This window comes from Micromonospora sp. NPDC050980 (assembly GCF_040653835.1).
Taxonomy (GTDB): Bacteria; Actinomycetota; Actinomycetes; order Mycobacteriales; family Micromonosporaceae; genus Micromonospora.
This window is the reverse complement of record NZ_JBFAGS010000001.1, coordinates 392,692-405,318: the sequence shown is the minus strand read 5'-3', so window position 1 is coordinate 405,318 and position 12,627 is coordinate 392,692. Positions and strand designations below refer to the sequence as shown.

Below are 12,627 nucleotides of genomic sequence, written 5' to 3'. Positions count from 1 at the left end.
CATGACCGACTCCCCGGACAAGCGCTCCGCCTTCATCGTCGACGTGCTGACCGACGAGTTCGGCGCGTCCATGGCGGTCGACCCGGCGGCGTTCCGCCGGAAGTTCCGCAAGATGGCCGCCTCGCCGTTCGCCTTCTACCGGGGCAGCGCCGCGCTGTTCTACGCCGACCAGCGCGGCGACTTCGCCAGCGACCGCTATCTCGACGACCGCACCAGCCGGGTGTGGATCCACGGTGACCTGCACGCGGAGAACTTCGGCACCTACATGAACGCCTCCGGCCGGCTCGTGTTCAACGTCAACGACTTCGACGAGGCGTACGTCGGGCCGTTCACCTGGGACCTGAAGCGCTTCGCCGCCAGCGTCGCCCTGCTCGGCTACGCCAAGGCGCTCTCCGACCGGGTGATCGGCGACCTGGTCACCGGCTTCGCCCGGTCCTACCTGGCCGAGCTGCGGGCCATCGCGGCCGGCGGGGACGACGCGATCGGCTCGATCACGTTGGCGAACGCCGACGGCGTGCTGCGCCGGGTGCTCCAGCAGGCGCGGTTGAGCACCCGGGTGGACCTGCTCGCCGCCCAGACCACCGTCGACGACTACGAGCGCCGGTTCTCCCTCGGCGACGGCGTGCACGAGATCGACGCGGCGACCCGCGAGCAGGTCTGCGCCGCGTTCGCCGACTACCTTCACACGCTGCCCGAGTCGACCACCCGGCACCGCCCGGTGGCGGCCGGCATCAAGGACGTGGTGCTGCGCAAGGGCGTCGGCATCGGCTCGGCCGGGCTACCGTCGTACAACCTCCTGCTGGAGGGGCACACCGAGGCGCTGGAGAACGACGTCGTCATCTACATGAAGCAGGCGCAGGTGCCGGCGGTGGCGCGGCACGTCGACGACGAGCGGGTCCGGTCGTACTTCCGGCACCAGGGGCACCGCACCGCCGAGTCGCAGCGGGCGTTGCAGGCGCACGCCGACCCGTGGCTGGGCTTCACCGAGCTGGACGGCGTCGGCCAGCTCGTCGCCGAGGTCTCCCCGTACGCGGCGGACCTCGACTGGGCCGACGTGAACGAGTTCGAGGAGTTGGCCGGGGTGCTCACCGACCTGGGCCGGGCGGTGGCCCGGATGCACTCGGTGGCCGACGACGAGTCCAGCCACGACCTGGTCGACTACTCGACCGAGGAGTCGATCGTGGCGGCCGTGGACGGCGACGCCGACGGGTTCACCGGCTACCTGGTGGACTTCGCGCACCGGTACGGGATCCGGGCCCGGGAGGACCACCAGCTTTTTGTGGACCTGTTCCGCAACGGCCGGCTGCCCGGCATCTGAGCCGCCGCCCGGCTCACTGCGTGAAGTCCAGCACCACCTTGATGTCGTCGCCGGTCGACGCGTACGCCTCGCGGTAGGCGGAGACCGGCACCCGGCGGGTGACAAGCGCGTTCAGCCAGGACCGGTCGGCCTGGGCGAGCGCCTCGCCGGCCAGCTCCCAGTGCCGCCGGCCGGCGTTGACGGAGCCGAACACCACGTTGTTCTCCAGCACCAGCTCCCGGTTGAGCGCGCCCGCGTCGAAGTTGATGGTCCGTCCGCCGCTGGACACGCCGGTGAGGCAGACGATGCCGTTCGGGCCGGCCTTGCACATCGCGTCCAGCACCACCGTCGGCGCGCCGGTGCACTCGACCACCACGTCCGGTTCGAGGTCCAGCTCGGTCACCGTCGAGGTGTGGTAGGTCGCTCCGAGCGCCCGGACCAGGTCCGGCTTCGGGCCGGTGGTGTTGCGGTCGAGCACGTGCACGGACAGCTCGCGTTGGCTGGCCAGCAGCGCGGCCAGCAGGCCGATCGGGCCGGCGCCGGTGATCAGCGCGGTCTTCGGCTTCCACTCGGCCCGGCGGCCGATCCGCTCGATGTGGTCCCACGCCTTCGCCACCACGCTCGTCGGTTCCAGCAGCATGCCCACCGACGCGAGCGCCGGGTCCAGGCCGACGGCGAACTTGGGTTGCAGCCGCCAGCGGTCCCGGGCGAAGCCGTTCAGCCCCTTGATGCCGTGTTCGGTGTACTGCCCGTTGCGGCACATGTCCCACTCGTCCACGGCACAGTTCGCGCAGGGCACCGGGTCGGGGCGGCGGACCACGCCGGCCACCAGGTCGCCGGGGTGCAGGGTGCCGGTCGGGTCCTCCAGCACCCGGCCCAGCGACTCGTGGCCGAGCACCAGCCGTTCCTGGCCCGGCGGCGCCTCGCCGTACTCCCCGGCGATGATTTCCTGGTCGGTGCCGCAGACGCCCACCGCCAGCGCCTCGACGAGGATCGCGCCCTCCTCGGGCGCCGGTTCAGGCCAGTCCTCGACGAGTCGTAGCGAGTCGGGGACGTTGGGGGTCACAGTCACAGCGCGCACGAGCCTCATCTTTCCCCGCCGGCCGCCCACCCGCTGGGCAACGCGACGATCCGGGCCGGGACGGCCCGACCCGGGCCGGCGCCGTCGGCCATAGGATCAGCGCATGACTCCGGAAGAGGTAGGCCGGCGGGTGGTCGAGCTGCTCGCGCCCGTCGAGGCCACCGCGTCGGTCTCCGGCGGTCAGGGGTACGCCCGCGCCACCGTCGACGTAGCGCCGGCGAGCTGGGCGGACGCGGTGCGTGCGGCGCGCGACGACGCCGAGCTGGGGTGCGACTTCCTCGACTGGCTGTCGGCGGTGGACGAGCTGGCCGACGGCTTCGACGTGGTGGCGCATCTCTGGTCGGTCCGGCGCCGGCACGGGCTGCTGCTGCGCACCCGGGTGCCCCGGGATGCGCCGGTCGTCGCGTCGGTGGTCGACGTCTTCCCCGGCGCGGCGTGGCACGAGCGGGAGACCCACGAGATGTTCGGCATCGACTTCACCGGCCACGGCGAGCTGCGGCCGCTGCTGCTGCCGCCGGAGTTCGAGGGGCACCCGCTGCGCAAGGAGTTCGTGCTGGCCTCCCGGGTGGCCAAGCCGTGGCCGGGCGCGAAGGAGCCGGGTGAGTCGGAGGCGGGCGGCGGGCGTCGCCCGATCCGGCCGCCGGGCGTCCCGGCACCGGGGGAGTGGGGGACGACGCCCACCCCGGCCGGCGCGGCCGGCGTCGGCGAGGGCCCCCGAGGGGGCACGCCGGCCCGCCCGGCCCGCGAGCGTCCCGCGCGTCCGGCTCCCGGCGAGCGTCCCGCGCGTCCGGCCTCGGCCGGGCGCCCGGCGCGCGTGGAGCCGGAACCCGAGGCGGGGGAGGGCTGATGCCGGAGTGGTTGGAGCTGGTTCTGCGGGTGGCCGGCGTGCTTGTCGCGTTCCTCACCCTGCCGTTGGTCGTCGGCCAGGCCGAGCACAAGGTGATGGCCCACATGCAGGGCCGGCTGGGCCCGATGTACGCCGGCGGCTTCCACGGCTGGGCGCAGCTCGTGGCCGACGGGGTCAAGTTCGTGCAGAAGGAGGACGTCACGCCGCGCGACGCGGACCGGCAGGTGTTCCGGTTGGCGCCGGCCGTGGCGCTGATGCCCTACCTGCTGGTGCTGCTGGTGATCCCGCTCGGGCCGGGCGATCTGGTCGCCCAGCCGCTGGACATCGGCCTGTTCTTCGTGCTCGCCGTGGTGGGCGTCGGGGTGTTGGCGGTGCTCATGTCGGCCTGGGCGTCGGCCAACAAGTACAGCCTGCTCGGCGGGCTGCGCGGCGCCGCCCAGCTGCTCGGCTACGAGCTGCCGCTGGTGCTGGCCGCCGCCTCGGTGGCGATGGCGGCGGGCACGCTCAGCCTGCCCGGCATCGTGGAGGCGTGGCGGCCGTGGTGGCTGCTCTGGCAGGCGCCGGCCATGGTGATCTTCTTCGTGGCCGGGTTGGCCGAGATCCGCCGCCCGCCGTTCGACATGCCGGTGGCCGACTCCGAGCTGGTCTTCGGCTACATGACCGAATACACCGGCCTGCGGTTCGCGTTCTTCCTGCTGGCCGAGTACGTGGGCATCGTGGTGATCGCGGCGCTGACCACTGTGCTTTTCCTGGGCGGCTGGCAGGGTCCGTTCGCCGACGCCCAGCTCGGCTGGCTGTGGACGCTGCTCAAGGTGTTCGCCGTGGCCTTCGTGATCATCTGGCTCCGGGTGAGCTATCCGCGCCTGCGCGAGGACCAGCTCCAGCGCCTCTGCTGGCTGGTCCTGGTCCCCCTGGCCCTGGCCCAGCTCGTCCTCACGGTAGCCGTCCGCCTCGCCCTCTAACCTCCGCCCCGCCCCGCCCCGCCCCGCCCCGCCCCGCCCACTTTCACGGAAAGAGTGGCTATCGCGCCCCGAATAGCCACTCTTTCGGTGAAAGTGCAAGATCGCGAGGGGCGGCGGGCGGCGGGGCGAGGCGGGTCAGCGCAGCGGGGTGTGGGTGGGGTCGACCCGCTCCTCGGGGGCGGGGGCCGGGGGTGGGGTGCCGTCGCCGAAGGGGCGTCCGCCCAACTCCTCCCGGTGGTGCGGGGTGAGCCAGTTCGACAGGTCCGGGCCGAGCGGCACCACGCCGGTCGGGTTGATGTCGCGGTGCACCTCGTAGTAGTGCCGCTTGATGTGGTCGAAGTCGATGGTGTCGCCGAAACCCGGCGTCTGGAACAGGTCCCGGGCGTACGCCCACAGCACCGGCATCTCGGCGAGCTTCTGCCGGTTGCACTTGAAGTGCCCGTGGTAGACCGGATCGAAGCGGACCAGCGTGGTGAACAGCCGCACGTCCGCCTCGGTGATCGTGTCGCCGACCAGGTAACGCTGCTCGGCCAGCCGTTCGCTCAGCCAGTCGAGGCGGTCGAAGAGCCGGTGGTACGCCCGCTCGTACGCCTCCTGACCGCCGGCGAAGCCGCACCGGTAGACGCCGTTGTTGACGTCGGCGAAGACCACGGCGTTGACCTCGTCGATCTCGCCGCGCAGCCGCTCCGGGTACAGCTTTGGCGCGCCCGGCCGGTGGTACGCGGTCCACTCGGTCGACAGGTCCAGGCTCATCTGCGCGTAGTCGTTCGTCACCACCTGCCCGGTCGGCACGTCCACCAGCGCCGGCACGGTGATGCCGCGGTCGTAGCCGGGGAAACGGGCGAAGTAGGCGTCGGCGAGCCGCTCGATGCCCAGCACCGGGTCCCGGCCGCCCGGGTCCAGGTCGAACGTCCAGCTCCGCTTGTCGTGGGTGGGACCGGCCACCGCCTGCGAGATGGCGCCCTCCAGCCCGAGCAGCCGGCGGACGATGATCAGCCGGTTGGCCCACGGGCAGGCCCGGCTGACCGCCAGCCGGTAGCGGCCCGGCTCCACCGGCCAGCCGTCGCGGGCGTCCGCGGTGATCCGGGTGGCGATGTAGCGCTGGTCCCGGGTGAACTCGCCGCCCGGTTCCACGTATTTGCCGCCGGTCCGGTCGAGGACCTCGTCGTTGCCGCCCACGCCCACCTCCCGAATAGGGGTTCCGCTCCCATCATGGCCGCTCGGGCCGGTCCCGGCAGGTCGAGCGGCGCAGCGGTCGGCATAGGCTGCCGGTCGTGACCGATGTGGAGGCGGCGGCCCGACGCTTCGTCGCCGACGTGTGGAACGCCGGCCGCGAGGAGAGCGCCTACGAGCTGGTGGCTCCGGAGTGCCCCGGGCTGGGCGGTGCGGGGCCGGCGGCGGTGCTGGCCTGGCACCGGGACCGGCGGGCGTCGTTCCCCGACCTGCGCTACAAGATCGTCGAGGTGGTGGCCGGCAGCGGGCGGGTCGCGGTGCGCTGGCGTGCGGCCGGCACCCAGGCCGGGCAGTTCGGTCCGGTGCCGCCGACCGGGCGGGTGGCCAGCTATTCCGGGGCGTCGTTCCTGCGCTTCGACGACGCCGGGCGGATCGTGGACGTGTGGAGCGTCAACGAGCTGTTCCAGGTGCTCCAGCAGCTCGGCGTGCAGATGCTGCCTCCGCTTACCGGCCCCGAGGCGTGATCCGAGCCAGCGGAATGTCGATCTCCCACGGCTCCGGCAGCAGGGGCGACATGACCAGGTTTCCGTCCAGGATCTCGAAGCGGCGACGGCCGTCGTCCGGCAACTGGTCGAGGTCGTCGGTCGTCCACCCGCCCTCGGGCGAGCGGAAACTCTCCGGTGCGGCGGTCATCGACAGGTCCTTCCCGGTGTGTCGTTCTCCCCGCGCTCACGATACCGCCGCCATAAGTCGGGTGGTGGTCGCGCGCGCCGGGGGCACAGGGCAGGATGGGCGGCATGAGCGAGCACGGTGGAGTGCCCGGCGGCGGGCTGGTGAAGGGCCTGGCGGTCACCTTGAAGACGATGACCCGCCGCTCGACCACCCAGCAGTACCCGGACGTCGCGCCCGAGCTGCCGCCCCGCTCCCGGGGCGTGATCGCGCTGCTGGAGGAGAACTGCACCGTCTGCATGCTGTGCGCCCGCGAGTGCCCGGACTGGTGCATCTACATCGACTCGCACAAGGAGGAGGTGGCGGTGCCCGGCGCCGCCCGCCCCCGCCAGCGCAACGTGCTCGACAAGTTCGACATCGACTTCTCGCTCTGCATGTACTGCGGCATCTGCATCGAGGTCTGCCCGTTCGACGCGCTCTACTGGTCGCCCGAGTTCGAGTACGCCGAGTACGACATCAGGGACCTGCTGCACGACAAGGGCCACCTGGGCGAGTGGATGGGCACCGTGCCGCCGCCGCCGCCCCACGACCCGCTCGGTGACCCCTCGAAGGAGGAGACCACCGCCGCCCGCAAGGCCGCCGCGCCCGCCGCCCGGCCGACCCGGGTACGCTCCGACGCCGCCGAGCCGGGCGGAGGCGCGGCCTCATGACCGGTGCGGACGTGCTGCTGCTCGCGCTCGGCGCGGTGGCGGTGGGCGCGGGCGCGCTGGTGGTGGCCACCCGCCATCTGGTGCGGGCCGGCCTGTGGCTGGTGGTCTGCCTGGGCGCGCTGGCCGGCGACTACCTGGTGCTCACCGCCGAGCTGGTGGCCTGGGTGCAGGTGCTGATCTACGTGGGCGCGGTGGTGGTGCTGCTGCTGTTCGCGGTGATGCTGACCCGGGCCCCGATCGGCCCCTCGGACGACCTGGACCGGCCCGGCTGGCCGGCCGCGCTGGTCGGCGCCGGCAGCGGCCTGGGCCTGGCCGTGCTGCTGGTCGACGCGTTCCGGTGGTCGCGCGTGGAGCTGCCCGCCGCGGGCACCGCCGAGCGGCTCGGCGAGCAGGTGTTCCGCGCCTGGGTGCTGCCGTTCGAGGTGCTGTCGGTGCTGCTGCTCGCCGCGCTCGTCGGCGCGATCGTGCTGTCCCGCCCGGACATCGGCCGCCCGGCCCCGGCCGCCGTCGACGAGGGCGGGCGCCGGTGAGGCCGGTCATCCCGTACGTCACCGCCGCGCTGCTGTTCGGCCTCGGCGGCTACGGCGTGCTGCGCCGCCGCAACGCGGTGCTGGTGCTGATGGCAGTGGAGCTGATGCTCAACGCGGTCAATCTGGTGCTGGTCACCGCGGACACCACGGTCCGGGCCGCGCTGCCGCACTCGGGCCAGGTGTTCGCGCTGTTCGTGATCGTGCTGGCCGCCGCCGAGATCGGCGTCGGGCTGGCCATCGTGCTCCAGCTCTACCGGCTGCGGGCCAGCGTCACGATCGACGACGTCCCGCTGACCGAGCGCCCGACCGCGGTCCCGGCGGGCGACGCGCCGGCGTCGGCCGCTGCGCCGGGGGCGGCCCGATGAGCACGTCGACGCTGTGGCTCGCGGCGGTGCTGCCGGGCGCGCCGCTGGTGGCCGGCCTACTCGGGCTGCTGTTGCCGCCCGCGTCGCACGGCGACCGGGCGCCGGCCCGCAAGCTGGCGGTCGCGTTGGGCGTGGCCGGCGCGGCGGTGGCGCTGCTGGCCACGCTGGCGTTGCTGCTCCGCGTGGACGGGCCGGTGGAGGCGGCCACCACCTGGGTCGAGCTGGGCGGGCTGCGGGTCACGCTGGGCCTGCGGCTGGACGGGGTGGCGGTGCTTGTCGCCACCGCGGTGACCGTGGTGGCGCTGGCCGTGCAGGTCTACTCGACCGGCTACCTGCGTCGTGGCGTGCACGACGACGTCGACGTGGATCACCGCTACCCGCCGTACGCGGCGCAGCTCAGCCTCTTCACCGCCGCCATGCTGACCGTGGTGGTGTCCGGTGACCTGATCATGCTGCTGGTCGGCTGGGAGGTGATGGGCATCTGCTCGTACCTGCTCATCGCCCACGACCGGCGGCTGCCGGAGGCGCCCGGCGCCGCGGTCAAGGCGTTCCTCGTGACCCGCGTGGGTGACGTCGGTTTCCTGCTCGGCATCGCGCTGCTCGGGGTGGGCGCGGGCAGTTTCCGGATCGCCGACGTGCTGGCGCACGACTGGTCCACCGGCACGCTTACCGCCGCCTGCCTGCTGCTGCTGGCCGGGGTGGCCGGCAAGAGCGCCCAGTTCCCGCTGCACACCTGGCTGCCGGACGCGATGGCCGGCCCGACGCCGGTCTCCGCGCTGATCCACGCGGCGACCATGGTGGCCGCCGGGGTCTACGCGGTGGCCCGGCTGTTCCCGCTCTTCGCGCAGGCCCCGGCGGCGCTCGCGGTGCTCGGGGTGCTGGCGGCGATCACCATCCTGCTCGGCGCGTTCGCGGCCACCGCGCAGGACGACATCAAGCGGGTGCTGGCCTGGTCGACGGTGTCCCAGATCGGCTACATGACCGGCGCGCTCGCGGTCGGCGCGCCCGCCGCCGCGCTGTTCCACCTGCTCACCCACGCCGCGTTCAAGGCGTTGCTGTTCCTCGCCGCCGGCGCGGTGATCCACGCGGTGGGCACCACGCTGATGTCCCGGATGGGCGGGCTGCGCGCCGGCATGCCTGTCACGTTCTGGTGCATGCTGGTGGGGCTCGGCGCGCTGGGCGGGGTGCCGCCGCTGTCCGGCTTCTGGAGCAAGGACGGCGTGCTCGCCGCCGCCGAGGCCGCCGCGCTGGACGACGCCGGCCCGACCGCGAACTGGGTGGGCTGGCTGGTCTGGCTGGCCGGGCTGCTCGGCGTCGCGGTCACCGCCTGGTACGCGACCCGCCTGCTGCTGCGCACGTTCTTCGGCGTTGCCCGCACGCCGCTGGTCCGCCCGCACGACCCGCCGGCGTCGCTGCGCCTGCCGGTGCTGCTGCTCGCGATCCCGGCCGCGCTGCTCGGGTTGGCCGCGTTCGCACCCTGGTTCGCCGACCGGCTGCGGGTGCCGGCGGACGCCACCGGCGAGGCGGTGGAGCTGGTCCACCTGGCGCCGAACCTGATCCTGCCGTTGGTGCTGCTGCTGGCCGGCGCGGGCGTGGCCTGGGCCGGCTGGCGTCGGGATCCGGCCGCCGACCCGGCCCGCTTCCTGGGTCCGCTGCGGCAGGTGTTCGCCCGGGCGTTCCGGCTCGACGACGTCCAGCACGCTCTCGTCGTACGCCCGACCGGCGCGTTGGCGCGGGCCGTGCGGGCCGGCGACGAGCTGGGGGTGGACGGCCTGGTCGAGGGCACCGGCCGGGCGGCGGTGGAGGCGGGCGGCGGGCTGGCCGCGGCGCACCGGGCGGCGTTGCCGCGCGCGGCGGCCGGGGTGCTGGCCGGCGCGTTGCTGATCGGCCTGGCGGTCGCGCTGATCGGAGTCACCTCATGACGTTCGGGCAGGTCCTGTTGGTCGCGGTGGTCGCGGTCCCGGCGCTGGGCGCGGTCGCCACGGCGGCGGTCCCGGGCGACCGCGCCGGCCGGCTGGTCGGCACGGTGGCGGCGGCGCTGACGCTGCTGGCGACGCTTCCGCTGGTCGGCGGTGAGCACGGCTGGTTCGGGTACGGCCCCCGCCCGGCGGTGCAGCCGTGGCACCAGCTCGACCTGACCTGGGTGCCCGGGCTGGACCTGCGGTTCCATCTCGGGGTGGACGGCATCTCCTGGCCGCTCGTGGTGCTGACCGCGCTGCTCACGCTGCTGTGCTGCGGCTACACGCTCTGGCGGGTGCCGGCCGGCGGCGGCAGCGGCCGGGCGCTGGTGGCGTTGCTGCTGGTGGTCGAGGTGGGCATCCTCGGCACGTTCCTGGCGCTCGACCTGGTGCTGTTCTTCGGCTTCTTCGAAGTCGTCCTGCTGCCGATGTACGCGATCATCGCCGGCTGGGGTGGCGACGACCGGCGGCGGGCGGCCCGCAAGTTCGCGCTCTACACGCTGTTCGGCTCGGTGCTGCTGCTGGTCGGCGTCTACCTGGTGGTGACCGCCGCGGGCACCGCCGACCTGGTCACGCTGACCGGCGGCGCCGGCCTGTCCCGCTCCACCCAGCTCGCCGCGTTCACGCTGTTGGCGTTGGCGTTCGCGGTGAAGAGCCCGCTCTGGCCGCTGCACTCGTGGCTGCCCGACGCGCACACCCAGGCGCCCACCGTGGGCAGCGTGATCCTCGCCGGGGTGCTGCTGAAGATGGGCACGTACGGGCTGATCCGGGTGGCGGTGGGGGTGGCCCCGGAGGGGGCCCGCTGGGCATCGCCGGTGCTCGGCGCGCTCGCCGTGGCGGCGATCGGAATCGGCGGCCTGGTCTGCCTGGCACAGCGCGAGCTGAAGCGGCTGATCGCCTACTCCAGCGTGGGCCACATGGGGTTCGTGCTGCTCGGGGTGGCCACGCTCACCGCCACCGGCCTGCAGGCGGCGTTGATCGGCAACATCGCCCACGGGGTGATCACCGGGCTGCTGTTCTTCCTGGCCGGGGCGATCAAGGACCGGACGCACACCGGCTCGCTGGCGGAGCTGTCCGGGTTGCGGGAGACCGCGCCCCGGCTGGCCGGGCTGCTCGGCTTCGCGGCGGTGGCCTCGCTGGGGTTGCCCGGCCTGGCCGGGTTCTGGGGCGAGGCGTTCGCGGTGGTGGCGGCCGTGCGGCGGGGCGGGCCGTTGTGGCTGACGCTGGCCGTGCTGGCGGCGCTGGGCGGCGCGCTCACCGCCGCGTACCTGCTGCGGTTGCTGCGCCGGGTCAGTCACGGCCGGCCCAGCGCGGCGGTGGCCCCGCTCGGGCCGGGGCTGGCCGGGGCGGAGCTGACCGCCTGGGCGCCGCTTGTGGTGCTCGCGCTCGCGGTCGGCCTGGCGCCGGCGCTGGTCCTGTCCTACGCCTCCGGCCCGGTGGAGGCCCTGCTGGGGGTCGTGCCATGAGTGTGGTGCAGCGTGTCGACAACGTGGCGCTGCTGCCGGGTTACCTGGCCGCCGGCACGGCCGTGCTGGTGCTCCTGGTCGACCTGGTGGTGGCCCGCCGGGCGGTGACGGTGGCGGTGTCGGCGCTCGGCGCGGCCGGCACCGCGCTGGGCGCGGCGCTGGTCGGCGCGGCCGGCATCCGGCGCACGTTCTGCGTGGGCGCGGACTGCTCCTGGGTGTGGAACGGTCGGGCCGCGCTGGTCGGGGTGGTGATCGCGCTGCTCACCCTCGGCGTGCTGGCGATCTCCGGTCCGCTGCTGCGGGCCGGGCGCACCCCGGCCGGCGAATACTGCTTCCTGCTCGCCTGCGCGATGACCGGCGGTGTGGTGCTCGGCGCGGCCGGCGACCTGATCACCCTGGTCGTGGCGCTGGAGACGTTGACGCTGCCGCTGTACGTGCTGGTCGGGCTGCGCCGGGGCAGCCTGGCCGGCGCCGAGGCGGCGGTGACGTTCTTCGTGGTCAGCGTGGTGGCCACCACTGTGACGTTGTTGGGCGCGGCGCTGCTCTACGCGGTCACCGGCAGCCTGCACCTGGACCGGCTGGGCGGCACCCTGGCCGCCCGTGACGACCTGCGCGACCTGCCGCTCACCACGGTCGCGGTGGCGCTCGTGGTGGCCGGGTTGGCGTTCAAGGTCGCCGCGGTGCCGTTCCACGCCTGGGCGCCGGCCACCTACGACGGCGCGCCGCTGCCGGTGGCCGCCTACCTGTCGACCGCGTCGAAGCTGGGCGGGCTGGTGGCGTTGCTGGCGGTGGTGCAGCGGGCGCTGCCGGCGGGGGTGACCGGTCCGGTGCTGGCCGGGCTCGCCGCGCTGACCATGACCGTCGGCAATCTGGTGGCGCTGCGCCAGCGGCGTACCGTCCGGTTGTTGGCCTGGTCGTCGGTGGCACAGGCGGGCTACCTGCTGGCCCCGCTGGGCGCGTTGGCGCTGGCGGCGGGGCGCACCCCCGACGCGCGGGACGGGGCCTACGCGGCGGCCGTCGCGTACGCCGTCTTCTTCGTGCTGCTGGAGTTGGCCGCGTTCGCCGCGGTGGTGGCGTTGCGGCCGGCGGACGGCGACGGCGGCACGCTGGCCGACCTGCGTGGCGCGGCGCGGCGGCACCCGTGGGTGGGTGGCGCGTTCGCGTTGGCGCTGATCGGGCTGGCCGGCCTGCCGCCGGGGTTGGCCGGGTTGTTCGCGAAGGTGACCGTGGTCCGGTCGCTGCTGGCCGGGCACGCCGGCTGGTTGGCCCTGGTGGTGGCGCTCAACGCGGTGCTCGGCCTGGCCTACTACCTGCGGGTGGCCGCGACGCTCTACGGCCCGTCGGCGGCCGGTGGCGCGCGTCCCGCCCGTGGTGTGGTGTGGGCGCTCGGGGCGGCCACCGTGGCGGCCGTGGTGATCGGTTTCGCACCGCAGCTCGTGCTCGACGTCGCGGCGCGCTGACCCGTTCGTGCCCGGTTGGGCGGCTGGTTCAGCGGGCACACAGGTATCCCCAGCCAACTTTCAGCCATGAGCCGGATGGTTGACGGGTACCGGTGTGTTGAACCGGTCA

General features: G+C 74.0%; 13 protein-coding genes. 10 read left to right on the top strand and 3 right to left on the bottom strand.

Annotated elements, in window-relative coordinates:
* The first annotated feature begins 1 nt into the window (after position 1).
* Positions 2-1,318: a DUF2252 domain-containing protein gene (locus AB0H28_RS01985; protein WP_358032828.1), complete on the top strand. Its 1,317-nt coding sequence runs from the start codon at positions 2-4 to the stop codon at positions 1,316-1,318.
* A gap of 13 nt (positions 1,319-1,331) precedes the next feature.
* Here the strand turns inward: AB0H28_RS01985 and AB0H28_RS01980 are convergent, their stop codons facing one another.
* Entirely contained in the window at positions 1,332-2,378 is a 1,047-nt protein-coding gene (locus AB0H28_RS01980) for a glucose 1-dehydrogenase (protein WP_358032825.1), read from the bottom strand.
* Positions 2,379-2,481: 103 nt separating this feature from the next.
* Here AB0H28_RS01980 and AB0H28_RS01975 point away from each other — a divergent pair, with 103 nt between their 5' ends.
* Both AB0H28_RS01975 and AB0H28_RS01970 read left to right on the top strand, forming a co-directional pair.
* On the top strand, positions 2,482-3,225 hold the full coding sequence (locus AB0H28_RS01975; RefSeq protein WP_358032823.1) for an NADH-quinone oxidoreductase subunit C: 744 nt from the start codon (positions 2,482-2,484) through the stop codon (positions 3,223-3,225).
* Complete coding sequence (locus AB0H28_RS01970; RefSeq protein ID WP_358032820.1) at positions 3,225-4,187, top strand: complex I subunit 1 family protein; 963 nt, start codon at positions 3,225-3,227, stop codon at positions 4,185-4,187. The genes AB0H28_RS01975 and AB0H28_RS01970 overlap by 1 nt, the downstream gene beginning before the upstream one ends.
* 135 nt (positions 4,188-4,322) lie before the next feature.
* Here AB0H28_RS01970 and AB0H28_RS01965 read toward each other — a convergent pair whose 3' ends face one another.
* Positions 4,323-5,366 (bottom strand): glutathione S-transferase C-terminal domain-containing protein, encoded by a 1,044-nt coding sequence (locus AB0H28_RS01965; protein ID WP_358032818.1) that lies wholly within the window; start codon positions 5,364-5,366, stop codon positions 4,323-4,325.
* A 95-nt stretch (positions 5,367-5,461) separates the two neighbouring features.
* On the opposite strand from AB0H28_RS01965, the gene AB0H28_RS01960 reads away from it, so the two are divergent.
* Positions 5,462-5,884 (top strand): ester cyclase, encoded by a 423-nt coding sequence (locus AB0H28_RS01960; protein ID WP_358032815.1) that lies wholly within the window; start codon positions 5,462-5,464, stop codon positions 5,882-5,884.
* Here AB0H28_RS01960 and AB0H28_RS01955 read toward each other — a convergent pair.
* The gene (locus AB0H28_RS01955) at positions 5,865-6,053 is read right to left on the bottom strand and encodes a hypothetical protein (RefSeq protein WP_358032813.1); all 189 of its coding nucleotides are present in this window, start codon (positions 6,051-6,053) and stop codon (positions 5,865-5,867) included. The genes AB0H28_RS01960 and AB0H28_RS01955 overlap by 20 nt on opposite strands.
* Before the next feature lie 104 nt (positions 6,054-6,157).
* Here AB0H28_RS01955 and AB0H28_RS01950 point away from each other — a divergent pair, with 104 nt between their 5' ends.
* Genes AB0H28_RS01950 through AB0H28_RS01925 form a run of 6 tightly spaced genes read left to right on the top strand, consistent with a single transcriptional unit; the run spans position 6,158 to position 12,518 of the window.
* Positions 6,158-6,739: an NADH-quinone oxidoreductase subunit I gene (locus tag AB0H28_RS01950; RefSeq protein WP_358032810.1), complete on the top strand. Its 582-nt coding sequence runs from the start codon at positions 6,158-6,160 to the stop codon at positions 6,737-6,739.
* A complete protein-coding gene (locus tag AB0H28_RS01945; protein ID WP_358032808.1) occupies positions 6,736-7,269 on the top strand; it encodes an NADH-quinone oxidoreductase subunit J in 534 nt (177 codons plus the stop codon). The genes AB0H28_RS01950 and AB0H28_RS01945 overlap by 4 nt, the downstream gene beginning before the upstream one ends.
* Complete coding sequence (gene nuoK, locus AB0H28_RS01940) at positions 7,266-7,634, top strand: NADH-quinone oxidoreductase subunit NuoK (RefSeq protein WP_358032805.1); 369 nt, start codon at positions 7,266-7,268, stop codon at positions 7,632-7,634. Before AB0H28_RS01945 ends, nuoK begins: the two co-directional genes overlap by 4 nt.
* The gene (locus AB0H28_RS01935) at positions 7,631-9,556 is read left to right on the top strand and encodes an NADH-quinone oxidoreductase subunit L (protein WP_358032802.1); all 1,926 of its coding nucleotides are present in this window, start codon (positions 7,631-7,633) and stop codon (positions 9,554-9,556) included. The genes nuoK and AB0H28_RS01935 overlap by 4 nt, the downstream gene beginning before the upstream one ends.
* The gene (locus tag AB0H28_RS01930; protein WP_358032800.1) at positions 9,553-11,058 is read left to right on the top strand and encodes an NADH-quinone oxidoreductase subunit M; all 1,506 of its coding nucleotides are present in this window, start codon (positions 9,553-9,555) and stop codon (positions 11,056-11,058) included. Before AB0H28_RS01935 ends, AB0H28_RS01930 begins: the two co-directional genes overlap by 4 nt.
* Positions 11,055-12,518 carry a proton-conducting transporter membrane subunit gene (locus tag AB0H28_RS01925; RefSeq protein ID WP_358032797.1) on the top strand — a complete coding sequence of 488 codons (1,464 nt, stop codon included), beginning with the start codon at positions 11,055-11,057 and terminating at the stop codon, positions 12,516-12,518. Before AB0H28_RS01930 ends, AB0H28_RS01925 begins: the two co-directional genes overlap by 4 nt.
* Positions 12,519-12,627: the final 109 nt, after the last annotated feature.

Bases quoted from the DNA above. Each gene is read 5' to 3' on its own strand.
- AB0H28_RS01955 (WP_358032813.1), bottom strand. From the start codon at position 6,053: ATGACCGCCGCACCGGAGAGTTTCCGCTCGCCCGAGGGCGGGTGGACG.
- AB0H28_RS01925 (WP_358032797.1), top strand. From the start codon at position 11,055: ATGAGTGTGGTGCAGCGTGTCGACAACGTGGCGCTGCTGCCGGGTTAC.
- AB0H28_RS01930 (WP_358032800.1), top strand. From the start codon at position 9,553: ATGACGTTCGGGCAGGTCCTGTTGGTCGCGGTGGTCGCGGTCCCGGCG.
- AB0H28_RS01970 (WP_358032820.1), top strand. From the start codon at position 3,225: ATGCCGGAGTGGTTGGAGCTGGTTCTGCGGGTGGCCGGCGTGCTTGTC.
- AB0H28_RS01935 (WP_358032802.1), top strand. From the start codon at position 7,631: ATGAGCACGTCGACGCTGTGGCTCGCGGCGGTGCTGCCGGGCGCGCCG.
- AB0H28_RS01945 (WP_358032808.1), top strand. From the start codon at position 6,736: ATGACCGGTGCGGACGTGCTGCTGCTCGCGCTCGGCGCGGTGGCGGTG.
- AB0H28_RS01985 (WP_358032828.1), top strand. From the start codon at position 2: ATGACCGACTCCCCGGACAAGCGCTCCGCCTTCATCGTCGACGTGCTG.
- AB0H28_RS01975 (WP_358032823.1), top strand. From the start codon at position 2,482: ATGACTCCGGAAGAGGTAGGCCGGCGGGTGGTCGAGCTGCTCGCGCCC.
- AB0H28_RS01950 (WP_358032810.1), top strand. From the start codon at position 6,158: ATGAGCGAGCACGGTGGAGTGCCCGGCGGCGGGCTGGTGAAGGGCCTG.